Annotated in this window: 33 protein-coding genes; 7 read left to right on the forward strand and 26 right to left on the reverse strand. The window is 67.8% G+C overall.

The features are described 5' to 3' along the window. Positions 1-140: 140 nt before the first annotated feature. Together FJX73_10610 and FJX73_10615 are read right to left on the reverse strand one after the other, a co-directional pair. Positions 141-1292 (reverse strand): hypothetical protein, encoded by a 1152-nt coding sequence (locus FJX73_10610; GenBank protein MBM3471223.1) that lies wholly within the window; start codon positions 1290-1292, stop codon positions 141-143. Then, a complete protein-coding gene (locus FJX73_10615) occupies positions 1289-2473 on the reverse strand; it encodes a hypothetical protein (protein MBM3471224.1) in 1185 nt (394 codons plus the stop codon). Before FJX73_10615 ends, FJX73_10610 begins: the two co-directional genes overlap by 4 nt. A gap of 55 nt (positions 2474-2528) precedes the next feature. On the opposite strand from FJX73_10615, the gene FJX73_10620 reads away from it, so the two are divergent. Further along, positions 2529-3818, forward strand: coding sequence for a hypothetical protein (locus FJX73_10620; GenBank protein MBM3471225.1), 1290 nt, complete (start codon positions 2529-2531; stop codon positions 3816-3818). Here the strand turns inward: FJX73_10620 and FJX73_10625 are convergent. The 11 genes from FJX73_10625 to FJX73_10675 all read right to left on the reverse strand — a co-directional run bounded on the left by FJX73_10625 (position 3815) and on the right by FJX73_10675 (position 14513). Beyond that, positions 3815-4387, reverse strand: a complete 573-nt coding sequence (locus tag FJX73_10625; protein MBM3471226.1) for a Uma2 family endonuclease — start codon at positions 4385-4387, stop codon at positions 3815-3817. The two genes, FJX73_10620 and FJX73_10625, sit on opposite strands and share 4 nt — an antisense overlap. 44 nt (positions 4388-4431) lie before the next feature. Further along, a complete protein-coding gene (locus FJX73_10630; GenBank protein ID MBM3471227.1) occupies positions 4432-5751 on the reverse strand; it encodes a phospholipid carrier-dependent glycosyltransferase in 1320 nt (439 codons plus the stop codon). Next, positions 5735-8260: a DUF3488 domain-containing protein gene (locus tag FJX73_10635; GenBank protein MBM3471228.1), complete on the reverse strand. Its 2526-nt coding sequence runs from the start codon at positions 8258-8260 to the stop codon at positions 5735-5737. Before FJX73_10635 ends, FJX73_10630 begins: the two co-directional genes overlap by 17 nt. After that, positions 7936-9054 carry a DUF58 domain-containing protein gene (locus FJX73_10640; GenBank protein ID MBM3471229.1) on the reverse strand — a complete coding sequence of 373 codons (1119 nt, stop codon included), beginning with the start codon at positions 9052-9054 and terminating at the stop codon, positions 7936-7938. The genes FJX73_10635 and FJX73_10640 overlap by 325 nt, the downstream gene beginning before the upstream one ends. Continuing rightward, positions 9041-9991: a MoxR family ATPase gene (locus tag FJX73_10645; protein MBM3471230.1), complete on the reverse strand. Its 951-nt coding sequence runs from the start codon at positions 9989-9991 to the stop codon at positions 9041-9043. The genes FJX73_10640 and FJX73_10645 overlap by 14 nt, the downstream gene beginning before the upstream one ends. 33 nt (positions 9992-10024) lie before the next feature. Continuing rightward, a complete protein-coding gene (locus FJX73_10650; GenBank protein ID MBM3471231.1) occupies positions 10025-11119 on the reverse strand; it encodes a glycosyltransferase in 1095 nt (364 codons plus the stop codon). Next, positions 11116-11451, reverse strand: coding sequence for an mRNA-degrading endonuclease (locus FJX73_10655; protein ID MBM3471232.1), 336 nt, complete (start codon positions 11449-11451; stop codon positions 11116-11118). The genes FJX73_10650 and FJX73_10655 overlap by 4 nt, the downstream gene beginning before the upstream one ends. Before the next feature lie 3 nt (positions 11452-11454). Next, complete coding sequence (locus FJX73_10660) at positions 11455-11697, reverse strand: AbrB/MazE/SpoVT family DNA-binding domain-containing protein (GenBank protein MBM3471233.1); 243 nt, start codon at positions 11695-11697, stop codon at positions 11455-11457. A 70-nt stretch (positions 11698-11767) separates the two neighbouring features. Further along, a complete protein-coding gene (locus tag FJX73_10665; GenBank protein MBM3471234.1) occupies positions 11768-12226 on the reverse strand; it encodes a type II toxin-antitoxin system PemK/MazF family toxin in 459 nt (152 codons plus the stop codon). A 104-nt stretch (positions 12227-12330) separates the two neighbouring features. Beyond that, the gene (locus FJX73_10670) at positions 12331-13539 is read right to left on the reverse strand and encodes a flippase (protein ID MBM3471235.1); all 1209 of its coding nucleotides are present in this window, start codon (positions 13537-13539) and stop codon (positions 12331-12333) included. 47 nt (positions 13540-13586) lie between these two features. Then, positions 13587-14513 (reverse strand): glycosyltransferase family 2 protein, encoded by a 927-nt coding sequence (locus tag FJX73_10675; GenBank protein ID MBM3471236.1) that lies wholly within the window; start codon positions 14511-14513, stop codon positions 13587-13589. A gap of 2 nt (positions 14514-14515) precedes the next feature. Here FJX73_10675 and FJX73_10680 point away from each other — a divergent pair, with 2 nt between their 5' ends. Together FJX73_10680 and FJX73_10685 are read left to right on the forward strand one after the other, a co-directional pair. Further along, positions 14516-15325: a nucleotidyl transferase AbiEii/AbiGii toxin family protein gene (locus FJX73_10680; protein MBM3471237.1), complete on the forward strand. Its 810-nt coding sequence runs from the start codon at positions 14516-14518 to the stop codon at positions 15323-15325. After that, positions 15132-15953 (forward strand): hypothetical protein, encoded by an 822-nt coding sequence (locus tag FJX73_10685; protein MBM3471238.1) that lies wholly within the window; start codon positions 15132-15134, stop codon positions 15951-15953. The genes FJX73_10680 and FJX73_10685 overlap by 194 nt, the downstream gene beginning before the upstream one ends. 53 nt (positions 15954-16006) lie before the next feature. Here FJX73_10685 and FJX73_10690 read toward each other — a convergent pair whose 3' ends face one another. The 7 genes from FJX73_10690 to FJX73_10720 all read right to left on the reverse strand — a co-directional run bounded on the left by FJX73_10690 (position 16007) and on the right by FJX73_10720 (position 19718). Beyond that, on the reverse strand, positions 16007-16483 hold the full coding sequence (locus FJX73_10690) for a PIN domain nuclease (protein ID MBM3471239.1): 477 nt from the start codon (positions 16481-16483) through the stop codon (positions 16007-16009). Then, complete coding sequence (locus tag FJX73_10695; protein MBM3471240.1) at positions 16461-16667, reverse strand: type II toxin-antitoxin system VapB family antitoxin; 207 nt, start codon at positions 16665-16667, stop codon at positions 16461-16463. The genes FJX73_10690 and FJX73_10695 overlap by 23 nt, the downstream gene beginning before the upstream one ends. Positions 16668-16750: 83 nt before the next feature. Next, complete coding sequence (locus FJX73_10700) at positions 16751-18334, reverse strand: hypothetical protein (GenBank protein ID MBM3471241.1); 1584 nt, start codon at positions 18332-18334, stop codon at positions 16751-16753. Further along, entirely contained in the window at positions 18334-18678 is a 345-nt protein-coding gene (locus FJX73_10705; GenBank protein ID MBM3471242.1) for a type II toxin-antitoxin system PemK/MazF family toxin, read from the reverse strand. Before FJX73_10705 ends, FJX73_10700 begins: the two co-directional genes overlap by 1 nt. Beyond that, positions 18665-18925 (reverse strand): hypothetical protein, encoded by a 261-nt coding sequence (locus FJX73_10710; protein ID MBM3471243.1) that lies wholly within the window; start codon positions 18923-18925, stop codon positions 18665-18667. The genes FJX73_10705 and FJX73_10710 overlap by 14 nt, the downstream gene beginning before the upstream one ends. A gap of 67 nt (positions 18926-18992) precedes the next feature. After that, entirely contained in the window at positions 18993-19454 is a 462-nt protein-coding gene (locus FJX73_10715; GenBank protein MBM3471244.1) for a type II toxin-antitoxin system VapC family toxin, read from the reverse strand. Between the two features lie 3 nt (positions 19455-19457). Next, positions 19458-19718, reverse strand: coding sequence for an AbrB/MazE/SpoVT family DNA-binding domain-containing protein (locus tag FJX73_10720; GenBank protein MBM3471245.1), 261 nt, complete (start codon positions 19716-19718; stop codon positions 19458-19460). Positions 19719-19859: 141 nt separating this feature from the next. Here FJX73_10720 and FJX73_10725 point away from each other — a divergent pair, with 141 nt between their 5' ends. Both FJX73_10725 and FJX73_10730 read left to right on the forward strand, forming a co-directional pair. Then, entirely contained in the window at positions 19860-20183 is a 324-nt protein-coding gene (locus FJX73_10725; protein ID MBM3471246.1) for a hypothetical protein, read from the forward strand. Then, positions 20180-20602, forward strand: coding sequence for a type II toxin-antitoxin system VapC family toxin (locus FJX73_10730; protein MBM3471247.1), 423 nt, complete (start codon positions 20180-20182; stop codon positions 20600-20602). The genes FJX73_10725 and FJX73_10730 overlap by 4 nt, the downstream gene beginning before the upstream one ends. Positions 20603-20818: 216 nt before the next feature. Here FJX73_10730 and FJX73_10735 read toward each other — a convergent pair whose 3' ends face one another. Both FJX73_10735 and FJX73_10740 read right to left on the reverse strand, forming a co-directional pair. Next, positions 20819-21019, reverse strand: coding sequence for a hypothetical protein (locus FJX73_10735; GenBank protein MBM3471248.1), 201 nt, complete (start codon positions 21017-21019; stop codon positions 20819-20821). Positions 21020-21643: 624 nt separating this feature from the next. Beyond that, the gene (locus tag FJX73_10740) at positions 21644-21859 is read right to left on the reverse strand and encodes a hypothetical protein (protein ID MBM3471249.1); all 216 of its coding nucleotides are present in this window, start codon (positions 21857-21859) and stop codon (positions 21644-21646) included. A gap of 252 nt (positions 21860-22111) precedes the next feature. On the opposite strand from FJX73_10740, the gene FJX73_10745 reads away from it, so the two are divergent. Then, positions 22112-22384: an AbrB/MazE/SpoVT family DNA-binding domain-containing protein gene (locus FJX73_10745; protein MBM3471250.1), complete on the forward strand. Its 273-nt coding sequence runs from the start codon at positions 22112-22114 to the stop codon at positions 22382-22384. Then, the gene (locus FJX73_10750) at positions 22272-22694 is read left to right on the forward strand and encodes a nucleotidyltransferase domain-containing protein (GenBank protein MBM3471251.1); all 423 of its coding nucleotides are present in this window, start codon (positions 22272-22274) and stop codon (positions 22692-22694) included. Before FJX73_10745 ends, FJX73_10750 begins: the two co-directional genes overlap by 113 nt. A gap of 240 nt (positions 22695-22934) precedes the next feature. Here the strand turns inward: FJX73_10750 and FJX73_10755 are convergent, their stop codons facing one another. From FJX73_10755 to FJX73_10770, 4 genes are read right to left on the reverse strand one after another with little or no spacing between them, the layout of a single operon-like run. After that, complete coding sequence (locus FJX73_10755; GenBank protein MBM3471252.1) at positions 22935-23363, reverse strand: putative toxin-antitoxin system toxin component, PIN family; 429 nt, start codon at positions 23361-23363, stop codon at positions 22935-22937. Then, the gene (locus tag FJX73_10760; GenBank protein ID MBM3471253.1) at positions 23363-23584 is read right to left on the reverse strand and encodes a hypothetical protein; all 222 of its coding nucleotides are present in this window, start codon (positions 23582-23584) and stop codon (positions 23363-23365) included. Before FJX73_10760 ends, FJX73_10755 begins: the two co-directional genes overlap by 1 nt. A gap of 42 nt (positions 23585-23626) precedes the next feature. Then, on the reverse strand, positions 23627-23830 hold the full coding sequence (locus FJX73_10765; protein MBM3471254.1) for a hypothetical protein: 204 nt from the start codon (positions 23828-23830) through the stop codon (positions 23627-23629). 6 nt (positions 23831-23836) lie between these two features. After that, positions 23837-24280 (reverse strand): type II secretion system protein, encoded by a 444-nt coding sequence (locus FJX73_10770; GenBank protein ID MBM3471255.1) that lies wholly within the window; start codon positions 24278-24280, stop codon positions 23837-23839. Between the last annotated feature and the right edge of the window lie 12 nt (positions 24281-24292).

A 24292-nucleotide genomic window follows, 5' to 3' on the forward strand; every position in this document is an offset into this window, starting at 1 on the left:
ACTACCCTGATCCTAGGTGAAAAGCACGAGGTCGTCAAGGTTCTTGTTGACGACCCCGCCCCTACTGGCTGGAATACCCGCCGGAAGCCCGCTTCAGCCTCTATCCGAACTTATGTCTGAATCGTAGAGACAGGACCGGGTCACCATCCCAGCGCCCGGACCCAGTATACACCAGTCCCATTGACCGCGATGCCAGCGGCCAGCAGGGCCAAGTCCACCGCCAGAGGGCCGCTGCGCAGGGCGCCAGCTAGCAGCACCAGCACCGGCACCCACCAGTCCAGACTATACCGGTACCCGTACTGCACCCAGCCCACCGAGAAGAAGAACAGCATCGGCACCAGCATGCTGAGGATCACGGCGGCCCAGGGGAGCCATGCCCTGCGGTCTGCCCGGGTGAACAGCAACCGGACGACCACCGGGCTCGTGATCCAGAGCGCCATCCCGTGAGGCGAGGGCCGTAGGTACGGCGGGTCGGGAATCAGATCAGGCAGGCGCAGAAACATGGCGGCAAGGTGCTCGGGCACGTAGCGAACGTTGAAGAATCCCCACCGGGCCACGGCATCCGCGCTGGCCGAGGCCATTGACAGCAATCCGTATCCCGACTGCAGGGGGTCTCCAAAGCGCAGCGCGTTGTAGGTCAGGTAGACCGCCATGCCCGCTGCACTGGCCAGCGCGAACGGCACCAGCGCCCGCAGCGTCCGGTGGCGCAGCCAGAGGATCGCTGCCACGGCCGGCACAGCCGGCAGCACGCTCAGGCGGGTCAGCCACGCCGCAGCCAGCACCGCCCCCACCACCGCGGGCCTGGCCCCACCGGCCATCTCCCAGACCAACACCGCCATTGCCAGGACCACCACCACCTGGGCGAAGAACCAAGTGGTGCCGATCGCCACAGCCGGCCACAGGACGCTGCCGAAGGAGAGGGCGGCGGCGCAGAACAGGCGCACCGCCAGTGGGAAACCCATGCGGCGCAGCGCGGCCACAAGCACGGCCGCGGCCGCCCCCGCCAGGACCTGCCCGACCCGGCCCTGGTCGGCACCCTCTCCCTGCAGCGCCACGACGGGCATCAGCAGGACGGCCGGTACCGGCGGAAACGGCGCGTACACCCGGTCTCCGATGCGGATGACGTCGTGGTAGTGGGCCGGCAGTCCCCGGAGATCCACACGACCCTGCAGGAACGCCGATGCCATGTACACGTAGTGGCGGTACGCCGTGTTCGTACGGGGCGTCACCATGACGTAGATCACCAGCGCCACCGCGAAGACCACCGCCGGTTCGAGCAGGGACCGTCTCAAGGCACGATCCACCCAAGACGCCAGAAGACTACCCCCCAAGCGTTCACAATAACGCCGGCCACCATCAGGGCCTTTGCCAGCAACGACGGCCGTCCGCGCATGCCCCAGATGGTCAGCACGAACAACAACGGGTAGAAGTCCGTGGCCAGGCGGTAGCCGAACTGGGTGGTGCCGGTTGCCCCAAACGACATCACAACCATGCTCACCAGAAGGATCGAGACCCAGGCGGCCAGTGCCTCCGCGCGCAGTGGCGCGCGCAGGGCATAGACGAACGCGGGGGTCGTCACCCAGATCGCGAGCCCGGTCCAGGGCACGAGCGCGAACGGAGGGTGCGGCACGAGCACCGGCCGGTCGAGAAACATGATGTGCAGGTGCCTGGGAATGTAAGAGATGTGGAACAGCCCGCGTGAGAACCACGGCTCGTCGAGGATCCCAGGTCGCACGGCATTGGCCACGTCGGCGACGGTGCCGAACCGCAGGTAGTTGTAGGCGCTGTTGAGCAGCACCGCGGCCGCGATCGGACCGGCCAGTCGGATCAGGTAGCTCAGGTCAACCCGCCGCCAGCCCCCGAGGCCGCCCGGCCACCAGGCGGCACGCGTGGCTGCCAGGAAGAACGGCAGCGTGAGCACGGTCGGCAGGTGCGACAGGTAGGCCACCGCGATTCCGGCACCGATGATTGTCGGCCGCCGCGCACCGAACGTCTCCACCAGCGACAAACTCAGTCCTGCCACAGCCACGACGTGCGCGAAGTACCACGTGCTGCCCACGGCGCTCAGGAACCAGATGATCGTGCCGAAGGCGCCCATCGCTCCGAACCAGAGATAGTCGCGCGGCTTCGGGGTCAGGCGGGACGCCAGCAGCACCATCAGCCCTGCGGCGAACGCGCCCGTCAACCAACTGGCCAGCGACTGACTTGCCCTCAGCCCCCAGACGGCCACATACGGCAGCAGCAGAATCGCCGGGCCCGGCGGCGGTATGACATAGAACCGGCCGTCGTATTGCGTCATCTCGAGGTAGCGCGGAGGGCGATCGAGGTCGAGGCGGCCGTTCAGAAAGGCGTCCGCCAGCAGCACGTAATGATTGAAGGGCGTCTGGCCGCCGTAAGAGAGCGCGTAGACCGAGAACGCCAGCACCGCCATCGCCACCGCCCAGAACGCCGGGTGCCGGAGGAGTGTCCTCATCGGCAATGGGTTTGCGATGCGGGGATTAGAGCCCATTGTGTGGAATCACTCTTCGATGACCGCTGACAATCCTCCCCCCGCCCCCGCCGCCGTAACGCACGCCGACCGGGACTACCGGCGCTGGTGGAACCTGGCGGCGGCTGCGCTGCTGCTTCGCTTCCTCATCATGCCCTACGGCGGCTTCCCGGTGGACATCGGAACGTTCAGGGCATGGGCGGTTGGCCTGGCCGAGAAGGGCCCTGCCGCGTTCTACGGCGCGGGGTTCGCCGACTACCTCCCGGGATACCTCTACGTGCTCTGGGTAATCGGGGAGATAAACCAGGTCGTCCGGCTCAGCGACCAGGCCTTCGTGTTCGCCCTCAAGCTGCCCGCGGCAGTATGCGATGTCGCCGCGGCCTGGGTTGTCTTCGCCCTCACGCGGAGGATGGGTTCGGGCTGGGCCCTGACCCTCTCGGCTTCGTACCTGTTCAATCCGGGGATCGTCTTCAACAGCGCATACTGGGGGCAGGCCGACGCGGTCGGAGCCCTGTTAGCCCTCTCCGGCGTCGCGCTGCTGGGCGCCGCGTCGCCGCTGCTCCCGGCGGCACTGCTCACGATCGGGGCGTTGATCAAGCCCCAGACCGCTCCGGTGGCGATCCCGGCCGGCCTCTACCTGGTGCGGATGCTCGCGCGTCCGGTCCACGGCCCTCCCCGCTGGGATCTGCTGATGGGCGCGGCCGCCGTAGCCGCGGCTGCTCTGGTGCTCATCGTCCTGCCCTTCGGCCTGAGCCCGCTCGGTCTGATCGGCGTCCTGCGAGTCTCGCTCGGCGTCTATCCCTACAGCAGCGTCGTCGCCTTCAACTTCTGGGGGGCGGCTCAGGGATTCTGGGTCGGAGACGGTGTACAGTGGCTGGGGATCCCGCTGTACCTGCTTGGAGCAACCGCTGCGACCGCCGCCCTGGTGGTTGTTGCGGTTGGAGCCCTGCGCCGCCCGACGCTTCGTGGGACGGTGCTGGCCTGCTCGGTGGCGCTGCTGGCGACCTTCGTGCTCCCGACCAGGATACACGAGCGCTACCTGCTCCCGGCCATCCCGTTCTTCGCGGCGGCCGCGGCGGCCGACCGGCGGATGCTCGGGGTCTACGCGGCTCTCTCGGTGGTGTTCGCGCTCAACCTGCTCTTCGCGTACACGCGCCCGTACGTCCAGACCTTCGCGCTGCCGGCCTGGCTGGAATCCACGGTATTCTCACCCATCGGTACCCGCGCGCTCAGCGTGGCCGCGGTCCTGGCCTTTCTGGTCGCGCTGTGGGTCCTCTTCACTCCGGCCCGCGGGCCGATCAGCGAAGAACACCGCGGCGTCAAGGACTAGGGCAGGAGATCCGCAACCGCGATCGTGTGATCTGGGCGCGCGAGCGGCGCAACCTGCTCGGCGACGCCCAGCCGCAGGGTGGCGCGGTATTCGCCGCGCCCCTCGCCGATCGGTGCAGGATCCCGCAGGATCTCAAGCGTTCGGTCAACAAGGTTGAGCACCCAGTACTCCGGGATTCCTGCATCGGCATACAACTGCGCCTTGCGCGTCCGGTCGAACTCCAGCGTCGTCCCGGCAACCTCGGCGACCAGCACCGCCGTCGTGGGATGCTGGTCGCGGTATTCCCTGGGATCTCCTGGAACAACCGCGACATCGGGTTCAGGCTCAGAGAACACGCCCACCGCCAGGGGAAGCTGCGCGCGCACCACGTAGCCCGCGGGGAAAGCGGTCCGCAGAGCATCGAGCAGGAGCGTCACCGCCGTCGCATGCCCGGGTCCCTGGGGCGCCATTTCGACGATCTCTCCCTCAATGAGCTGCACCCGGTCGTCGGGGCCCAGCGCGCCGAGGGCTACAAGCCGGTCGTACTCCTTCCGCGCCCACCGCTTGAGTTGCACGCTCACGGTTCCCACCTCGGCCCAATCATACCATCGGACAGACCCACGGAGCTTTCAGCCTATATCCACGACCCGAACCACATCAATCGCATCATCCGTTCGTTGGTCATCGGCACAGCCGACAGCACGGGATAGTACGCCACGAACCACCCAACCGCCAGGGCGACGAACAGCCACACGACGACCCCTCCCACCCTGGCACGCACGCGCGCCATCACCGCGGCCAGGCCCATGATCAGGAACGGCAGCGACGGCATGAAGTGATAGAGGAACAGCGCCCGGCTGATGAAGGCGTACTGCAGATAAGAGATCGCAAAACCGGCCAGCAGGAAGGTCTCGGGCATCGCGCGGGTGCGCACGGCGCGCCAGGCGACCAGGCAGAACGCCGGAAGGCTCGCCCACCAGACGATCGGGTTTCCGATGGCCAGGATACCGCGCTGGATCTGCGGCGCGGCCTCGTAGTACTCGTACCAGATCGGCCGGATCAGCACCGGCCAGGACCACCAGTTCGACTGGTAGGGATGGGGCTCGGTGAGACTCGCGTGGAACTCGTACATGGAGACCTGATGCGCGACCCACTCGCGGACGCTGTGACCCAGCATGAAGTACGGGATGTAGGTCACCAGGTAGACCGCCACCGGCACAAGGACGAACGCGGCGGCGATGTGGCGGATGTCCCCGCGCGGCAGCGCGATCCTGCCCCACCCGCGGAGCAGCGCCAGCGTCACCGGGATCGTCGAGAGGGGCACGACCGTGGTCCACTTGGTGGCGATCGCGCAGCCCGCGGCCGCGCCGGCAAGATAGAGCCAGCGTACCTCACCGCCTGAGGGCTCCTCCGGACGGTCCAGGCGGCCCCGCAGATACCGCCAGAACGCGGCATACGAGCCGAACAGGAACAGGGTCAGGAAGATGTCGGGCTTTGCGATCCGGCTCTCGACAAAGATGAGGCCGTCGGTGGCGACAAGCAGCGCGCTGAAGGCGGCGATGAACCGGTCCCTGAACAGTATGGCGGCGAGGGCGTAGATCACAGCCACCAGGAGCGTGCCGGCGACCGCGCTGGCCACACGCCAGCCGACTGCGCGATCTCCGGCCAGCCGGATTCCCCCGGCGATGATCAGCTTCGACAGCGGCGGGTGGGTGCGCTCCTCGGTGACCTCAGCACCGGAGAGGATCTGCTGCGCTGCCTTCGCATAGTAGATCTCGTCGAAGATCATGTGCGCAGGCGTCTCAAGGCGCGGCAGGCGTACAAGGGCCGCGAAAAGGACAATCCCAAGCAACAGCCACAGGGCCGCGCGCCTGGACTCCGCCGGACCAGGGGCTGTGCCGGACGCCGGAGCGCCGGCAGGAGCTGGCCCGGGGATCTCAGCGGGAAGGGCCATGCCCCTTCCTCAGGCGGGCGCCGAGCGCGTCCAGGTGGCGCCGGGCTTCTGCCAGCACCTCTGCGCCCGGCTCCTCCTGGCCGTAGACGGACGCCTCGACCAGGGCCGAGAGCCGGGCGACCTCAGGCATCGGACCCGAGGCCTCAACCCGCTGCCGGAACTCTTCCACGGTCTCCGAGGGCGCGCGGCGCCATCCCCGTCGGGCGAGCATCGCGCACATCCGGCGGTAGATCTCGCCGAGGCCCCCGCCGGGCATCTCGGAGGCCTGCCTCGATCCCACAATCAGCCGCGTTCCTGCCACCGCCAGCACCCCTGCCAGCGCGATCCCGGCCCACAGCGCGCCCTGCGCCAGGACGGATGCCGCCTCCAGCACGCGCGCCGCGGCCGGCGAACGGGCAGCCAGCGCCTGGAGCCGCGCGCGCAGCAACTCGGCCACATCCTGCCAGACCCAGCGCCGCAGCGCCGGCGCACCCAGGGTGGCCGTATCCGGGAACCCCGGCGTCGGCTCGAACTCCACCCATCCCACCCCGGGGAAGAACACCTCCACCCAGGCATGGGCATCGCTGTTGCGGACCTCGTACAGCCCGGTAAGCGGGTTGAGCGTCCCTGGCGCGTATCCGGTTACCAGCCGGGCCGGGATCTCCGCTGCCCGCAGCAGCACGACCATCGCGCTCGCAAACTGCTCGCAGTAGCCCCGCCGCTCCTCGAACAGGAAGTAGTCCACCGCGTCGCCGGGTCGCCGCTGTGGGGGGATGGTCAGATCGTACCGGTACTCGGCCCACAGGTGGCGGTTCACGGAGGCGACCCGGTCGTAGGCCGTGGGCTGATCGGCAACGAGCCGCAGAGCCAGGTCGCGCACCCGTCCCGGGATCTGCGGCAGTGCCAGGTAGCGCGCCCGTAGGTCCGCGGGTATCTCGCCCTGGGCACCGCGCAGACGCCCGGGGTCTGGGATCAGCGCGCGCGATACCACTGAGTACACCGTGCCGGGCGGGAGCGTGGACGACAACCTGATCGCGCCGTACCGGTCGAGGTAGACCCGGGCAGTGGACAGGTAGAGGCTCTCCGCCACCGGCGCGGCGAAGACCACGTTGGGCTGCTCCGCCTCAATGAAGAACGACTGTGTGACCCGGATTGGCCGCACGCCGTAGCGAAGGATCTCATCCTGCCTGTGGGCCAGGCTGATCGGCGGGAACCTGCCCTCGGCCTCATATACACGGTTGTCGCTGATCTTCCAACCGGAGCCGGTGTACGTGTCGAATACCAGCGCCCGCCAGTTGAACTGATGGGTGGACCGCACGCGCATGACCACGGTCTCGTCAAGCCGGCCGCGCATGCGCAGGTCCACCGTTGTGCCGAAGCCAAAGTACCCGCGCGGGTTCCACAGGCTCTGCGACGCGCCGTCATCGCCCCCGCCCGGGTAGGCCGGGTTGAAGATCCGGCCGGCGAAGAAATCCAGCAGCAGGCGCTGGGGCGAGAACGGCAGCGTGACCAGACGTACGCCTTCGTAGCGCGGGGTGAGCGTGAAGACCACACCGGCCACCAGCAGCACCATGATCAGAAGGTGGTTCGCCGCCGGCATCATGCCCTGGAGTCGCGGACCGGCAGCCGGACCCGAAATCCCGCGCGTCGGCCAGCCCGCCGCGGCCCCGGTAGCGATGCCGGGGGCTCTGCCCGGGGGTACAGCGGCCTCCACAGCGGCCTGCCAGGAGTTGTGCACCAGCACATGGACCGCAGCCAGGGCATACGGCACAAGGTAGAGCAGGTAGGTCATGTCCCGGCCGAACGCCGCGGCCACCGCCATCAGGATCACCGACGAGAGCAGGCTGAACAGCAGATCGCGCCTCGCCGGCACATCGAACGAGTGTAGCGTCTGCAGCCAGAGCAGAAGCACGGTGAGCGGCACGCTCGTGTGGAAGGGGTTGGAATAGACGTCGCGCAGGAACTGCCAGCCCACCTGCAGGCACAGCGCGGCCAGAATCAGCTTGACCCACCAGTTGCGCTTCCCGCGGCGCCAGTAGGAGAACATGAACCCGGCGGCGACCAGGGTCGGGACTATCAGACGGTGCTCCAGGAAGTCGTCGTGGGCGGTCACCGCCATGATGCTGACGACCACCGAGGCCAGGGTCCACAACCGGAGCGGCACCGAGTGCTCCGGCGCACCGGTGGCCACGAGGCGGCGCCAACCTACCACGCCTGCACCGTCCCATCCTCCATGTAGACGAGGCCTGATGCGGTTCCGACTCCGGCAGAGGCGCCGGCCACCCGGACCGCGGGGAGTACCGGCGTCACGCCCTCGGGCCACGATCCGCCGGCAGGCCGCGATCCGCCGGGCCACGATTCGCCGAGCCACGCCTCGCTCCCGGTGTTCGCTGCCACCACTATCAGGTGGCGGCCGGACGCGGCCAGTTTCGGGAGCACTTCTGCTACCGGCGGCGAGCAGGGAGTCACGCCGGCCAGCCAGTCCATGGCCGGCTCGCGGCCGCGGTGCTGGACTACCCCCTCCTCCCATCCGGTCAGCACAACGTCCGCTTCGCGGTCGAGCGCCGCCTGGAACAGCGAAGCCGCGGCGCGCACGACGGCATCCAGTTGCTCAGGACTCTGCCGGCTATCGAGGTCAACGACGATCGCGGCGCCAGGCGTGACCGGCCGCTCGAACTCACGCACAACCAGGGCCCCGCGCCGTGCCGAGGATCTCCAGTGGATGTGGGCAGGATTGTCACCCCACCTGTAGTCCCGTACGCCGTAGAGGTCCTCGGCCTGCCGCGTACGAGCGCCCGAGGACCCGCCTTCCAGCACCGGGATCAGGTGTGCCATCACCCCTGAGGGCACCGGTCGGGTCCGCGGCCAGATCGTGACCCCTCCGTTTGCCGGGAACTTGCGGCTCGCCGCGAACAGGCCCAGCGGCCCCCGGGACGCCACCGTCACCGGCTCGAGCGCAAACCGGCCGCGGACGGGCGGCACAACGGTCAGGCTGATCGTGGCCCGGACGCCGGGGACCGCGTGCGGCACCAGAGCCCGCGCCCGGGCGCCCGACCATCCACACTCAACAACGAAGAACCGGCCCCCCCGGGGGGATTCCAGCGTGATCTCAACCGGCAGGGGAACGCCCTCCACCCCTCGGGCCGGCGCCTGCTGCTCCACGCGCAGCCGGCGCAGCGGCACGTGCGCCGTGGCCGCGCCTACGAAGAGCAGCGAGACCAGCAGCGCGTCGAGAACGAAGAGCAGCCCGGAGGCCAGGTTGGTCGCGAGCAGAAAGACCGCGCCCGCAAGCAGCAGCGCGGAGGTGCCCTCACGCGTTGGCACGGGGCGCCTCGAAGACCGGCACCTGGGTCTGAGCCAGGATCTCCGCGATCACCGCGTCAGCCGAGGACGCCGGGCCGGCCAGCGACCGAAGGACCATCCGGTGGGCCATTATCGGGACCGCCAACGCCTTCACATCGTCGGGGGTAACGAACGCCCGACCGACCAGCGCGGCCCGCGCCTGCGCGGCGCGCACCAGGGCCAGGCCGCCGCGAGGGCTGCATCCGAGCGCAACCGAAGGGTGGTCTCGGGTTGCGCCGGTGACCGCCAGCACGTACTCGCGCACCGCAGGGCTGACCAGGATCGCCGCAGCGGACTCCTGCAGGGCCAGCACCTCGGAAGGCACCAGCACCGGCGTGACCGCCTCTATTGGGTGATGCCCGGCATGGCCGGCCAGCATCGCGCGCTCGGCCTCCAGCGGAGGGTATCCCAGCGACGTGGCCATGGCGAAGCGGTCGAGCTGGCCCTCCGGCAGAGGGTAGGTTCCATGATGCTCGGTCGGATTGAGCGTTGCGATCAGGAAGAAAGGGTGCGGCAGCCGCCGCGCCTGGCCGTCGGCCGTGACCTGCCCCTCATCCATCGGCTCCAGGAATGACGACTGCGTGCGCGGCGTGGCGCGGTTCAGCTCATCCACCAGGACCACGTTTGCGAAGATCGGGCCGGGCACGAACCGGGTCTCAAATGTGCGGGGATCAATGATCGAAGTGCCGAGCACGTCCGAGGGCAGCAGGTCGGGAGTGCACTGGATGCGCGTGAACTCCCCGCCGATCGAGCGGGCCAGGGCCCGGGCCAGCATCGTCTTGCCCACGCCGGGCACGTCGCGCAGCAGCACGTGCCCGCGGGAGAGCAGGACCACCAGCACCAGGTCAATGACCGCGTCCTTGCCCAGGATGACGCGGCCGATGCTCTCGCGCAGCCGGGCGATCTGGTCAGCGAGCATCGGGAGACGCTCCGTCGTGTGTCAACGCGCACCTCACCGCTGGCGCCAGGTCCACAGATTGTGCACCACGAAGTTCAGCAACCCGCCGAGGCCGATGGCGATGAGGTTAGCGACCATAGGTATCAGCCCGACGCGTGTCAGCCCCCAGAGGAATCCCAGGTAGACCAGGTAGCCCAGCCAGGTGGCCATATAGTACTTGCCCATCCGCTGCAAGAAGGAGGACAGGCTCCCTTCCTTGCGGTCGGCCCAGGTGTAGACATTGTTCAGGAGGAAGTTGGTGAACGTCGAGACCAAACCGGCCACAATGCCCGCCCGCATGAAGTGAACGCCTACCGGATGCGTGAGCAGCCAGAACACGACCATGTTGACCACCACGCCGCTGGCGCCCACGAGCAGGAACTTCCACAGCCTCGAATCCGCCGGGCTGGCCGTGACGAGAACCGCGATGTGGCGAAACAGGTCGAGCCCCTGCCGGAGCGTCGCCTTGGTCTGTCCTGCGCAGCGCGCCTCGAAGATGTAGGGCACCTCGGCCACGCGCCGGTACCGGCCGCGCGCCAGGATCTCCAGCAGGATCTTGAACCCCACCGGCCGGAGCGCCACTCCCTCCACCACGCCCCGGCGCACCACGAAGCAGCCCGAGAGCGGGTCGGTGCTGCGTCGTGCTGCCCCGAGCAGCGCCCAGGCGAGTAGCCGGGTGACCTGCGAAACCAGCCGCCGCCACGGCGACAGCCCAGGCCTGCCCGCGCCGGGCAGGTAGCGCGAGGCCACGGCCAGGTCGGCGCGCTCCTCCTCCAGGCGTCGCATCAGGGCCGCCAGCACCTCGGGTGGGTGCTGCAGATCGGCGTCCAGCACCCCGATCACCTCGCCGCGGCCGAAGCGAAGCCCGGCCACAACCGCACCGGCCAGGCCGTCTCCCTGCTCGCGGTGGTGCACCGTGATCCTGGGGTCCAACCGCGCTACCTCGGCCAGCACCGTGTCCGTCCCGTCGGTGCTGTCGTCCACGAAGACCAGTTCATGGTCAAGGGATCCCAGCGCAGCCCGCAGCGCGTCCAGCAGGCGTGGGATGTTCTCCCTCTCGTTGCGGGTGGGAATGACAACCGACAGGTCTGGGGGTTGGGGGGTCATCATTGTGACAGCAGGGCCGCAAGCTTGAGCAATGCTTCCTGCACAGTCTCACCCGGAAGCGTACAGATCCACATCGCTTCCCGGGCCTTCCAGTCCAGGCTCTTCGCCTGGTCGGAGAGGATCACACCTTGGATTGGAAGCCCCTTAGGGATCTGCACCTCGAACGGGTACCCCTTCACTTGGCTGGTGATGGGGCACAGGATGGCCAGGCCAACCTTGCCATTGTACACGCCCGGTGACATCACCAGCGCCAGCCGCCGCCCCGCCTGCTCACGCCCCGTCTTCGGATTCATGGAGACCCAGACCACGTCTCCTCGATCCGGTACCCTGGCCATGGCCTACCAGGCCTCGTTCCCTTGCGAAGGGCCGGTATCCACTTCGCGATGCAGGTTGGTCTTCCGGACGCCGCGCAGGAGTTCATCCAAGATGACCGGAGTTGCGAAAGCCGGCTCAACTATGAGCTTCCCCCGATGCAGCCGGAGCACAACGGGAGAGTCATCCTCCAAGCCAACTTCAACCGCAAACGTCTTGGGGATGCGCACCGCAAGGCTGTTGCCCCATCGCTGAACCCGCGTCTTCATTGGGTCCTCCTTCAACGGGCTATACAATGAGTATACCACGCGTGCGGTTCATGAATTAGCCATCCGCCCATCACGCCTCATCGCGACGCGCGACCCCGATGGCCGCGGCCAGCCCTCGGGCGAACTCGTCTAGGTCGCCCGTCGGCAGACGTCCGAGCCTGCGGCGGATGACTTGCCGGGAGATCGTCGTGGTCTTGGCCCGTACTACCGACGGATGAAGCAGCCCCGACGCCTCCCATCCCTGCACCAGATGGTCTCCAGGCCTTCGAGGTGCCTCGATGCGGCTCGTTATCATGGCCACGATGCAGTCGGCGCATCCGGCGTGGTACTCGCGCGTGCTGATGACAAGCGCAGGCCGCAGGTGCTCGACTTGTGCATCCGCGTCCTGCGCGAACACGCCCTCAGCAGGGGCGGCGGCGGCCTGGGTCTCTAGTTGATCTTCGACGAGACTGATCCCCTGGTCGGCCATCCACATCTTTAGCGCCTCGACCACGATTTCTCGCATCGGACGGCTCTGCCTCTTGCGCATGGATTTCTCCCGGGAGCACCAGGATCGTTGCTCACTTACCCATACTGCCGGGGATATGGCAATACGGCAACCCGTTGGACATCAGGTGGGTACCAGAAGAGTCCTCATCCCTGGAGCGGATCCAGGTGCCTGATCCGAAGATACAACCACATCCCCGCCGCGGCAAACGCCTCGGCCGCCACCACGGCCCAGGCCATTCCCCTCTCCCCAAGCGAAGGCGCCAGCCAGACCGCCAGCCCCAGGTTGAGCAACCCTGCCCAGATGACGATTCGGGTGAAGGGCCGGTCCAGCCCGAGCGGCAGCATCCACTGGATGCCCAGAACGTTGCTGGCCGCGGCCAGGGGCGGGACCAGCGCCAGCACGCGCAGTACCGCGACCGCGGGCTCAAATCCGGGGCCCAGGAGCAGGCGCACCAACACCGGCGCCCCCAGGAAGGTCGCAATCCCCAGCAATACTCCACCCAGTGCCATCGCTGCCAGGCCCAGCCGGACCATACGGAGCGCCTCGGTGCGGGCATGGCTGGCCAGGCGGCTGACGCGCGGGTAGAGCGCCTGGCCTGCCGGACCCAGCAGCCCGACGATCGCCCTCCCGATCTTCTCCGCGCCCGCGTAGTAGCCCACAACCTGGGGCGGCGCGAACAGGCCCAGGATGAAGGCGTTGCCGGCTGTGTAGAGGCCTGCCGATGCGCGGAAGACGAACATGCTCCAGCCCATGCGCAGCGCGTCCCGGGTTGCCCGCCAGCCGGGCCACCGGATCGGCGCCTCGCGGCGGACCATAATCCATCCGCCCCCGAGGGCCAGGAAGCCCGCGGCCGCCTGCAGCAACAGCACCAGGGCCGCGTCCTTGGGCGCGCGCACCAGAACGAAGATGCCCGCGGTTGCCAGGACTCTTGTCCCGGTGTCGAGCAGCGCGGCCTGCCGCATCCGTTCCATCCCCATCAGGTACCATCCGAACGAGGAACCCTGAGCAACCCCCCAGAGATACGCGCCCCAGAGCAGCGCGGGATGCTCTCCCAGGACGGGCAGCCGCGCCTGCAAGACAAGCGGGATCGGGAGGATGAGCACCCCCAGCAGCGCCCGCGCGCCCAGCACCCCTGCTGCGAGATCCGCCAGCCGGGCACGGTCGCTCCTGGAGCGGGCGACCTCGCGCGTGGCCGACAGGTGGAAGCCGTACTCCACCACATGCGTGATGTAGATGCCCAGGGCCAGGGCCATCGCGAGGCGGCCCCAGCCGGCCGGGCCCAGCACGCGGGCAAGGTACGGAACGGTGATAAGCGGCAGCAGGTAGTTGGCCAGGTGGGCCCAGTACAGCACTAGCGCGTTCTGGGCCAGGCTGTGCCGCAGGAGGCCGCGGAGCTCGTTCAGCGCGTCCCCTCCGGGGGAGATCCGGAGACCGGGGGAGGCCCGGAAGCCGGAGGAGACCCAGGAACCCGGGGCGATCGTGTGGCGATGAGCCGCAGGTAGCCGAGTATGGTCCTGACCGCGGGCATCTTGCTGCGGCCGGCCTTGCGGTCGTACCGCAGGTCGAGCGGCACCTCAACGATGCGCGGCCGGAAGGCCGCGAGCTTGACCAGCAGCTCGGTCATCACCACGAACCCGGCCGACTCGATCAGGCGCGGCCCGTAGGCCGCCAGCGCCTGCCCCAGCAGACCGGCGCGGTAGGCGCGGTACCCGCACGAGTAGTCGCGGACCCCGGGCAGCCCGAAGCGCAGACGCAGCAGCCAGCCCACCCCGACGCTGAGCAGCGCCCGGTGTGGAGGCACCCCGGCCTGGAACGCACCCTGCTGGAAGCGCGACGCGATGACCACGTCGGCCCCGCCGCGCATCGCATCGAGCATCGCCGGAATCTGGTCGGGCGAGTGGGTGTTGTCGGCGTCCATTGTGATGATGATGCCCTGCGGCCCTGACTGAGCGGCCTCGCGCCAGGCGTACTCCAGGCCGGTGCGGATCGCGGCGGCCAGGCCACGGTTCTCGGGGTGAACCAGCACGGTCAGGGGAATGCGGCCGGAGAAGCTCTGCGCGGCATCGCCGGTCCCATCGGTGCTGCCGTCGTCCACCACGACGACACGCACGGCCGCCATGTCCGCAAGCCGCCTGCCGAGGGCCTCGATTGCTTCCAGCAGCGGCGGCAGCCCGGCGGCTTCGTTGTACGCGGGGAGCACGATCCAGACGGCCACTCCTGCCGGCTTCGTCTCTCCGGAACCGATTCCTGCGCCGCACGCGGGGCCCTGGCGCCTGCCGCCTTTGAACCTTGTCTCTGTCTCGGAGGTTTTATTATGTACTTGAATTTATGAAAATACGCGTTAGAATGCATAATGTGACCTTCGACCCTCTCCAGAAACGGGAGATCTTTCACCTGGCGTTCCTGCGGGCGTTCGCCCGCTCGGTGCCTCTGACGATGTTTGTCTTGAAAGGTGGGGGTAATCTCCGCTTCTTCTTCGGCAGCATCCGATACTCCGAAGACATGGACCTCGATGCGGCCGGCCTCGAGGTGCACGTGCTGCGCGACAAGGTCATGGCGATCCTCACCTCCTCCGCACTGGCCTATACCCTGCGGACCTTCGGGATCGAGCGCGTCGAGCCTCCAGCCATCTCGCGCGCCAAGCAAACCGAAACCGTGCAGCGATTCAAGGTGCACCTCATCACGACCGCAGGGGAAGACCTGTCTACCAAAGTCGAGTTCTCGAGACGCGGGTTGGACTCGCCGCTCCGATCGGAAGCCGTCTCGGCCTCAGTGCTTGCCGCCTACCGCATGACTCCCCTGATCGTGCCTCACTACACGGCGCTTGCCGCGGTCCGCCAGAAGATTCGAGCCCTGGCTTCCAGGCATCAGGTGCAAGGGAGGGACATCTTCGACCTCTACATGCTCAGCACGCACCCGGAAATCGCGAACGTCAATCTCGCGGATGGAATCCCACTATCAGTGGCCCAAGTCGCCCGCGAGAGGGTCTTCGCGGTGGGCTACGAGCAGTACCGGGACACCGTCGTGGCCTTCCTCGGGCCCGAGGATCGAGCCGCGCATGATTCGAGTCAGGTCTGGGACGAGATCCGGCTTCGTGCTGTCGCCCTTCTTGAGCAGAGGGCTCAGGATGATCGGTAGGATCTCCGTCCCACAGGCCATCCAGGCCATCGGCCGACCGGTGTTCACGACCCGGGAGATCGCGGCGGTTCGCGGCGGCTCGGTCTCGGCCACGAGCCAGGCGCTGAGGCGGATGGAACGACAGGGCCTGCTCGTAAGTCCGGCGCGGGGCATCTGGTGCGTCCCGACCGATCCGCGGTTCACGCCTCTAGCGTTGGTACCCTACCTGGCCGGGGGTCACCAGGCGTATGTCTCCTTCTTCTCTGCCCTGAATCTTCACGGGCTCATCGAGCAGATCCCGCAAATCGTCTATGTCGCCACGACCGGGCACCCTAGGATCAGAAGGACGCCGGCGGGATCCTACTCCTTCCATCGCATCCATCCGCGCTTCTTCGCCGGCTTCGACTGGTACCGGGGCCGGCAGGAGTTCCTCATTGCCAGCCCCGAGAAAGCGCTGGTGGATTCCCTGTACCTATCGAGCAGGAGGGGGAGGCGCTTCGCGCACTTTCCGGAGATCGACTTCGGCGAGAAGTTCAGCTTTCGCCGCGCCGCTGAGTGGGTGGAGCAGATTCCCTACAGGAACATGCGTGAACATGCCTCGGCACGTCTGGAGGCGCTCAGACGGAGAAGTCGGGAGAGGGCCAGATGACCCCAGTGGCCAGGCCGTGAGAAGGCGCTGTACGCGCGCGGCGAGGCAGAGAGCTAGTCAGAGACGTCACGCTGCCTTGGACCGCCTGCCCGCTCGATCAAGGCGAAGTGCCGGTCTCCCGCATGCCAGATCTCGCAATCCCGGGCGCGGACGATCCCCGCGATCATGAGATCCACCGTGGGCACCCGCTGACCTCGACGGTTCAGGGCACGGGCGACGCCCGCGGCGGCGGCGCACGCCTCCCACGAGGCATCGAGCAACTCCATTGCCCGGATCCGTTCGACTGCCGCAGCATGGGCCGGAAGGCGCTCATCCAACCCGGCCAGCAGTTCCACCACGACAGGCGACGCCGTCACAACAAGGCCCTCGGCCAACGCCGCAGCCACGCGGCGTTTGACCTGTGGGTGACCGCGCGGCTTGAAGAATTCAATCCAGGCCGAGGTGTCTATCAGGAAGCTCATCTCCGACCCTCTACCGGCTGCGCAACCGACGACACGGGATCGTGCTTCACCGCTCGGTGCGCATTGCATCGAGCCGCCGTCGCGTGAGCCGGATGTCAACCCGGCCCGCCATCGCGGCGAGCTCCGCGAGCTTGCGTCGCCGGACGGCTTCTCGAAGCGCGATCTCAATGGTCTCCCGCTTCGTGCGGGCACCCGTCAGCCGCCGCGCCTCGGCAAGCAGCGCGTCGTCAATCGTCACCATCATGCGCGGCACGGCATACACCTCCCGATACACCTAATCATACACCATCACCATGCCGTGGCCGGACGGAACACGGGAGTCCGTCCCGCCTGACCTCATCGGGCCGCGCCTCGCTCCAGCAGGATCAGCCGCGCCATGTTGATGGCCTCCTGACGGGTTACCGCGAAGCCCCGCTCGCCCAGCGCGCCGACCAGCACCCCGACCGACGGCGGCACCGGCGGCACGGTCAGGATCCACACGCGCTGGTGCTGCGCCAGAGCGTCGGCGACCTGCCGCAGGCGCGCGCCACCCGGCCCCTCGACGTCCCTCTCGCCCCGCGGCGTCAACACGACGCGCGGCTGCGGACCTCGGAAGTAGTAGTTCACCGGTATCCGCGAGAACCCAGGCAAAAATGCGATCGCGTCATCGGGGCGCGCCTGCGCGGCGAGCGTGCGCGAGACCAGGCGCCAGTCGAAGACATCGAGGCGGGGCTGGCAGTAGAATGCCAGCGTGCCTGCGGCGTTCGGTACGAGCACGAGCACCGGCAGCAGCAGGCCCGCGGCCCGCAGCAGCCGCTTCGGGCCGGCCGCCAATGCCGCGGCCCCTGCGGCCACCAGCAGCGCCACCGGAGGCACAATGAAAAGCAGGTAGTGCGGCGCGTAGATATTGCGCACAAGCGAGGCGCCCAGCGCCATGGCCAGCGGCAGCAGGCCGGCGCAGAGGAGCAGCACCCGGGCATCCCACGGAATCCTTCGGTACACGGCGCCAAGTGCGGCCAGTGCCAAAGCCATGGCGAAGCCCAGGAAGGCCAGCGCTCCGGTCACCCGAACCGGCTCCCGGTCGCCATCCAGCGGCGCAACCTTCACACCGCCCGGACCCACGGGCCCGGTGACCGGCCCGATTACCGGCCGGCCCACGGTCATCGCGGCAAGAGTGTCCACAGGGAGGTTCCAGGATAGCGGCTGCCGGTGCTCGGGCCACGCCCGGCCGCCTGAGAGCTGCAGGCCCAGCGCCGGCAGCCACGGCAGGAACAGGAGCACCGCCGTGAGTACGCCAAGAATCCGGCGCCGCCATGCGCCCGCCGACGCCGGACGCAGCCAGACCAGGTAGACCACCTGCGAGGTCACGACGAAGAGGCCGAAGTAGTGGGAATACAGCATCGCCGCGGTAACGACCGTATAGGTGGCCCACGCCTTGCGGCTCCCGATGACGCCTCGATCCCCGTGGATGTTGCCGGCGGCTGCCGCGGCCCACAGCGCCCACCACGAGAGCAGGGCGGTCAGCGTGAGCAGCCCGTACATGCGGGCCTCCTGTCCGGCTGCCACCTGCGACGGTGAGGCGGCCACCAGCAGCGCGGCGAACAGCGCCGGGCCCGCCCCAACCAGGCGCCGGCCAAAGGTCCATGTCACGGCGGCCACCGGCACGCTGATCAGAACAGAGAGCGACCGCACCGCGGCCTCGCCGCTGCCGAAGAGCGCCATCCAGAAGTGCAGCAGCAGGTAGTGCAGCGGAGGGTGCACATCATTGGTGGCCACCTGAGCCAGCAGGCGCTCCAGCGGTTGAGCGGCCAGGAAGACGCTGATGGTCTCGTCGAACCATAGCGATTTCGCGGTCAGCCCCCACAGCCGCAACCCGGCGGCCAGGATGACGACCGCGGCTGCCAGCGCGGTCTCGTACTTCGCGATCCCTGAATGCGTCATCACTGCTCGAGATCGAGCGACCACCGCAGATCGCGGCCGATCGCTTCCATGTCCGCCTTCGGCATGGAACCCAGCTTCCGGTGCACCATGTCCCCCTTGATGGTGCGGACGATCCCCGTCGCTACGGACGGAAAGAGCAGCCCGGCTTCCTTCCACCCTGCGATCAGGTGATCGCCGGGAAGCCGGCGGTGCACGTTGCTGGTGATGGCGGCTACGATGAGGTCGCGCCGGGCCTGGTGATAGGCGCGCGCGCTGACCACGACGGCGGGGCGCAGTTTCCTCCCCGCCTCATCGGCGAACACGAACCCTACTAGAACGACGTCACCCCGATCACAGACGATCATAGGCCGTGTCCTGCGGGTTGTCCCACAGATCCGCCAGCACCGGATCGGCCGCGGCGGTCATACCGAGCGTGGCCCTCACGTCATCGCTCAGGTCTTCACGGAGCCGCTCCTCGATGGCCGCCAGCACGTACTCGCGTATCGTAAGGTCGCGCTGCGCCGCCACCACCCGGAGACGCCTGCGGACTTCGGGTGTGACATCAATGCTGATCCTGGGCCGCTTCGAGGCCGAGTCCGCGATCCGCGGCATATCTGCCCCCCATGAAACTCGTCCTTTAGCGACAGATTGTCACAAAGACACTTCGGTGTCAATCGGCCTACACGTAGTCATCCAGCAGGATAACCTCTGGAGTATCGGGGATCGGCCTCCGGAAGACAGGGCCGTTTGTGACGAGCGCGCCTGCGCCGTGCACCATGACCGTGCCCAGGACCAGCGCGTCCGGCATGCGCAGGCCGAGCGCCCGGAGCCGGGCCGCCCGTTCGGCGATCGGCACTGTGACATCGGCCAGGGTCGCATTGGGTAGCCCGCGGAGGAACGCCGCTGCCCGCGCCGCCTTCGCCTCGTCCCGTGCCAGGCGCGGACCGGCCAGAATCTCACCGACCGACACCGTTGAGACGACCAGGCGGAACTCCTCCTCGGCCAGGCGGGTCAAGAGCGCCATCGTGAGATCCACGTATGATGCCAGACCCTCCAGGTGGTAGATGAGGATGTCGGAGTCCACCGCAACCACGGTGTGAGGCCGAAGCGCGTCCAGGAAACGCTCCGTGTCGGCCCTCACCCCCTACGGCCACCCTTCGCGTTCCCGATCGAGGTAGCCGCGGATCTCTTCCGGGCTGCGGCCGTAGGTGCCTGCGAGGATACCCGCCGTCATCTCGGCGTAGCGGCGGGTGCTGACCAAGACGGCCTCGTCCTCACGCAGGATCCACACGCCCCGGTCTCCGGGCTTGAGCGCCAGCTGCTCGCGCACCGCGGCCGGGACGCCGACCTGCGACTTCTGAGTGAGCCTGGCTGGGTAGGCGGTCTGCCTATCTGCATTACCCATGGCATATCACCAGGGAAATAGTATGGGGTATTACCGATCTGGTCAAGTGTGCCGGGTCTCTTTCCTCCGGATACCGACCAATCTTGCCCATCTATTCCATGTAGTCCACGTATATGATATAGTGACTGCGGTGATGCTCAAGTGCGAAAGAGCCGTCCAGAAACGACGATATACCTTGGTGGGGGACTCCAGCGAGAGCTCGATGAGTACCGGCAGGCTTTCTCCGTGCCCCCGGGGGTCAGTGCGATTGTCCGCGAGGCAGTGAGGCGGTTTCTGGAGGACACCAGGGCCCATGAGGGCACGCTGGCTCCCCGCGCCTGGATCGAGGCCACCGGCCCAACCGTGGCCCGCCTGGCGGCCGCCGGCACGTCGGTTGGGGCCCGGTCCATCGTTGAGGCCATCGAGACAGCGCGGGATGAGCGGGCCGCGGATGCCGCAGCGGGCGGCCCTGGGGACCCGCAGTGAGGGCCGTCCTGGACGCTTCTGTGGTGGTGCGGGCCGTGCTCCCGGGACAGTCCTACCACGCCGAAGTTCGCGCTTGGATGCGGGGACTCACCGAAGTCGTTGCCCCCCACCTGCTGCCGTTCGAGGTTGCAACCGCCATCCGACGGCCTGAAGCAGGCGGGCACATCTCGCCCGAGCATGCCGAAGTGGCCCTAATCGAGGCGCTGCGCCTGCGGGTCACGCTGCGCACCCCGCGCGACCTCCACATCAGGTCCCTGCACCCGGCCCGGGCGCTGGGGGTATCGCGCACCCACGACGCGGCGTACCTGGCGCTGGCGCTTGAGGAAGGCTGCCCGCTCTATACGCTGGACGAACGGATCATCCGGAACGCCGCCCAGCACGGGCATCCGGTCCGCCACCCAGCCCTGGAATCCTCATGAGCGGGACCTGCCCCGGTCACGCCCGGGGGACGGTCCCGAGCGGTGCCTTTGGACGCGGTGGCGCGTCGCGGGCTTTGCAGGCGGTCAGTAGACGTCGCCCCGTGGGCTGATGAGGGCGACGTCTACCTGATCTCGTCCAGGGCGTCAACGAGCCGACGCCGTGTTTCAGCGTCGGCTCGTTCCAGGTACCGCCGCGCTTGGCGCGACAGCCTGAGCCTAAATGGCACGCTTGACGTCCTCCCAGTCGGCGAACTCACCGGCGGCGATCTCACTCAGGGCCTTGTCGGCAAGAGTCGCTTCCTCGGGAGTGAGATCATCGGGCCGGCGCATGCTTGCGGCGATCCGCCACAGGCCGATGATTTCCTTCTCGCTCAGGTTGTCGATCAACGACTTCAGGCTCTCTCGCATGGTCTGCACGGCAAAGACCTCCTGCTACCATACGCACAGGGACTATCGGACTGCTCCCCTGTGCCCGATTGTACCACGTGGCGCTGGTCGGGAGCCCGCCCAACCAACCCCATGCCTGCTATAGACCGCTGCCTCCTCCGCCCCCTGCGAGGTGGTCAAGGAGTCTAGTGCGGTGTCACGATCCGGACACCCTCGAAAGCCTCGAGGGGCCGCAGGTGTCTTGTCTCCCGTTACGAGGAAATCAGCTGAGATCCTGGCCGAAGGCCTCACGAGTGAGGAAACCGCTCGGACCTCGGCAAGAGCGTCACGGACCCGGCGTTCCGGGACTCGGATCACGCACCGCCCCGCCTCCATCCGGTCGCGACCTTGTCAAGCAGCCGCTGGAGATCCTCCTCCGTTCTGATCCCTCCTCGGTGTTACCCAGTAACACCCTGCCGGTTCCAGCGGCGCCCGTCAACCAGAGGCTCAGTTCTCAGATCCTCGAGATGCGCGCGATCCGCGTCCCACACAGAGCGGTGCTGCACGAGGCCTAAGTCATGGACCGGACGGATGTCAGGCGAGAGGAACCGTGACCGGCGCCGGCAGCGGTGTTCCTCTGGCTGCTGGGCGGCTAGCTGGTGTGGGTCGAGATGACTACCGATACGCCGCGCTGCGGGGCAGCACGCGCAGGATCACGATCTGGCCGCCGGACACGGAGAATCGAACGCGCCAATCGCCAACGCGAAGCCGCCATTCAACCTCATACCCTCGCAGCCGCCCGACGAAGCACTTCACCGTGGGGGATAGTCTCACTCTCCCCGCGGGCTTCTTGGACGGCGGCAGCCTCTTCTGGCGTTTCAGGCTCGTCATCCTCGGGAGCGATCGTCAGGGCCAGGTCTACAGGGTCAATTGACGCCCCAGCCTTCAGCGCTCGCAGCAGCTTTTCGGCTGCGCCCGCCCGGCTCTCGGGCAGTTCGTCTACGAGCCGATGGAGATGCTCTCTGATGGTCATGAGTGTCCGCCTCCGGCTGAGGGCCCTCACGTTCGCGGTCGCCCGCCTGAAAGGCAGTCAAGACTGAGCCGGCCCCCGCGGAGACTGTCAAGCCCAGGGCTGCACTTCCCTTGGCCTATTCCGTCGTAACCGTCGTAACCGCAAAGGGCCAGGTCACCATCCCAAAGTCCGTGCGCGACCGCCTGGGCATCCACGCGGCGGATGTTGTGGAGTTCGAGGTCCGGCAGGGCGGGCGATCCTGCGCCCTGCGCAGCCGGAGAGGCCTGCTGACTGAGGCTGGACCCCCTTCTCATCAGCGACGTCCTGCTGCCTGCCTTCCGCGCGGAGCAGGGCTGGGCCGAGTCCCTGGGCCAGGAGGTCTGCGCCGCCCTCGGCGGCCGTGACACCGCCTCCGTCATCCTCTACGGCAGCGCAGCCCGCAAGACGGATACTCCGGCAAGCGACGTGGATCTGGCCGTCATCGTGGGCCCCGGCGGGGATTGCGCGCTGGTCGAGGAAGCCGTCCGTGCCCGGCACGGCGCCCTGCACGAACGGCACGGCCGCGCGGTGTCCTTCCTTGTCATCGGACAGGATGAGTTCCGCGCCCGGGCGGCACGCAGAGATCCTCTGGTCTCCAGCGTTCTCGCGCACGGTCGGGTCGTGGCAGGCCAGCCGATCGCGGACATCCTGGCGGGCGTGACAGCCGATGGGTGAGCGGAAACCAAGGACAGGCGGCAGGCCCCCAGCACCCGCGGTCAGCAAAGGAACTGCTGGCCCTTGAGCGGTGGGACACTGCCGCGTTGCTTTCCTTGCACGCCGCAATCAGCGCGGCTGATGCGGCGTGTGTGAGGCGAGCAGGGATACGGGCCGCCGGTCAGTCATACGCGGACGCCGTCCGGCTGGTGCGCCACCTCTTCCCAGGTGATACAGGGGCCGACCGGGCCTCAAGCCAGCTCAGAGGCCCGGGGCCTCCCTCTTCATCCTATCCAGGAAGGCGCGCGGTGTGAGCACAGGCGGCCGTGGGCTCTCCTGACCGAGGAGATGCGCATCGCCGGAGACGAGGAAATCGGCGCCCGTAACCCGCGCCAGCGCCACGAGGTAGTCGTCGCCGGGGTCCGGCGAAATCCCGTGGGCGTCAGGGGGGTCTTCGGCGGTGGTGGCCATCCGGCGGAGGAGATCAACGTAGACCGCCGCATCGTCCTCGCTGACGTACCTGCGGAACTTCGGCCTTGCCAGAACGCGGCCGAGTTCCCGCAGAAGGCGCGGCGAGACGATCAGGTCGAACTGCCCCTCCATCCAGGCCAGGAGCAGTCCTGCTGGAGCGCCCTTTCCTGAGATGAGGGAGGCGACCAGTACGCCGGGATCCAGAACCGCCCGGCGCACTACTCCCTCGATGCGTGGAGCTCGTCGTAGGCCAGGGCGAGCGCCTCGTCTTCACTCAGTTCACTGCCCTTCCATGCCCTGGTGACGGCCTCGATCCCGAGGTGGCCCCGCAAGGCTTCCTCGACGACCTGGTACTCCTTCTTGCCGGTGCGCACCGCGGCTATCTTGGTGAGGCGCAGCAGGCCCTCATCTATGTAGACGGTAGTCTTCTTTCGCGTCATGAATTCATCATAGGGTATTTCGTTCTTTCTGTCAAACTGTCATTACCCGGGAGCAGCGACCGCCTCGGCATCCACGCGGCGGATGTTGTGGAGTTCGAGGTCCGGCGGGGCGAGGCGATCCTGCGCCCGGTGCGGGCGGGGTTCCTTGAGCGATTCGCCTCGGTTGCGCCGCGGGAGCGACCCGAGCGTTGGGCACAGGTGCGCCAGGGTGTCGCCGCCGGACGGCGGGCGGCGGGACCGCCGCATCTACTCCTACGACGAGGACTTCGACCGGCTGGGTGTCAGGCGAGAGGATCCGTAGAACAGCCGCGCAATCACGGGTAGGCCACGTTCCTCGCGGACGACCCGTCCCCATTCACGGTGAGAGTCACCGTCGCACCGTTCACGGGAAGGCACTTGAGCGGCGTTGCATCGCCGGTTGCCTGGATTTGGATCTCGGTCGCCGTTCCATCGGCCGCCAGGCCGCAGTCCCAGCATCCGACCGCGTCTTCGGGCCTGTGAAAACCCAGGATGGTCGCCGAGGGACTCGTCGGCCTCGGCCACGAATGCGGTGCGCCTCACACCGACGTACCTCACCATTGCGAACCCGAGAAGAATGCCGATGACCGCGAACACGACGAGGATCTCCATCAGCGTGAATCCTTGCTCTCCAGCGCTACGGCGAGTTCCGGCCCTGGGCCATATTCGCAGCCTCATGAGTTCCCGGTT

The sequence above is a fragment of the Armatimonadota bacterium genome, from assembly GCA_016869025.1.
Taxonomy (GTDB): Bacteria; Sysuimicrobiota; Sysuimicrobiia; order Sysuimicrobiales; family Humicultoraceae; genus VGFA01.

Bases quoted from the DNA above. Each gene is read 5' to 3' on its own strand.
- FJX73_10615 (MBM3471224.1), bottom strand. From the start codon at position 2,473: ATGAGGACACTCCTCCGGCACCCGGCGTTCTGGGCGGTGGCGATGGCG.
- FJX73_10705 (MBM3471242.1), bottom strand. From the start codon at position 18,678: ATGATCGTCTGTGATCGGGGTGACGTCGTTCTAGTAGGGTTCGTGTTC.
- FJX73_10760 (MBM3471253.1), bottom strand. From the start codon at position 23,584: ATGACGCGAAAGAAGACTACCGTCTACATAGATGAGGGCCTGCTGCGC.
- FJX73_10645 (MBM3471230.1), bottom strand. From the start codon at position 9,991: ATGCTCGCTGACCAGATCGCCCGGCTGCGCGAGAGCATCGGCCGCGTC.
- FJX73_10665 (MBM3471234.1), bottom strand. From the start codon at position 12,226: ATGCGCAAGAGGCAGAGCCGTCCGATGCGAGAAATCGTGGTCGAGGCG.
- FJX73_10660 (MBM3471233.1), bottom strand. From the start codon at position 11,697: ATGAAGACGCGGGTTCAGCGATGGGGCAACAGCCTTGCGGTGCGCATC.
- FJX73_10685 (MBM3471238.1), top strand. From the start codon at position 15,132: ATGGAATCCCACTATCAGTGGCCCAAGTCGCCCGCGAGAGGGTCTTCG.
- FJX73_10710 (MBM3471243.1), bottom strand. From the start codon at position 18,925: ATGCCGCGGATCGCGGACTCGGCCTCGAAGCGGCCCAGGATCAGCATT.
- FJX73_10740 (MBM3471249.1), bottom strand. From the start codon at position 21,859: ATGACGAGCCTGAAACGCCAGAAGAGGCTGCCGCCGTCCAAGAAGCCC.
- FJX73_10635 (MBM3471228.1), bottom strand. From the start codon at position 8,260: ATGGGAGGAGGGGGTAGTCCAGCACCGCGGCCGCGAGCCGGCCATGGA.
- FJX73_10770 (MBM3471255.1), bottom strand. From the start codon at position 24,280: ATGAGGCTGCGAATATGGCCCAGGGCCGGAACTCGCCGTAGCGCTGGA.
- FJX73_10680 (MBM3471237.1), top strand. From the start codon at position 14,516: ATGAAAATACGCGTTAGAATGCATAATGTGACCTTCGACCCTCTCCAG.
- FJX73_10655 (MBM3471232.1), bottom strand. From the start codon at position 11,451: ATGGCCAGGGTACCGGATCGAGGAGACGTGGTCTGGGTCTCCATGAAT.
- FJX73_10650 (MBM3471231.1), bottom strand. From the start codon at position 11,119: ATGATGACCCCCCAACCCCCAGACCTGTCGGTTGTCATTCCCACCCGC.
- FJX73_10700 (MBM3471241.1), bottom strand. From the start codon at position 18,334: ATGACGCATTCAGGGATCGCGAAGTACGAGACCGCGCTGGCAGCCGCG.
- FJX73_10720 (MBM3471245.1), bottom strand. From the start codon at position 19,718: ATGGGTAATGCAGATAGGCAGACCGCCTACCCAGCCAGGCTCACTCAG.
- FJX73_10690 (MBM3471239.1), bottom strand. From the start codon at position 16,483: ATGCAATGCGCACCGAGCGGTGAAGCACGATCCCGTGTCGTCGGTTGC.
- FJX73_10620 (MBM3471225.1), top strand. From the start codon at position 2,529: ATGACCGCTGACAATCCTCCCCCCGCCCCCGCCGCCGTAACGCACGCC.
- FJX73_10765 (MBM3471254.1), bottom strand. From the start codon at position 23,830: ATGCGGCGGTCCCGCCGCCCGCCGTCCGGCGGCGACACCCTGGCGCAC.
- FJX73_10630 (MBM3471227.1), bottom strand. From the start codon at position 5,751: ATGGCCCTTCCCGCTGAGATCCCCGGGCCAGCTCCTGCCGGCGCTCCG.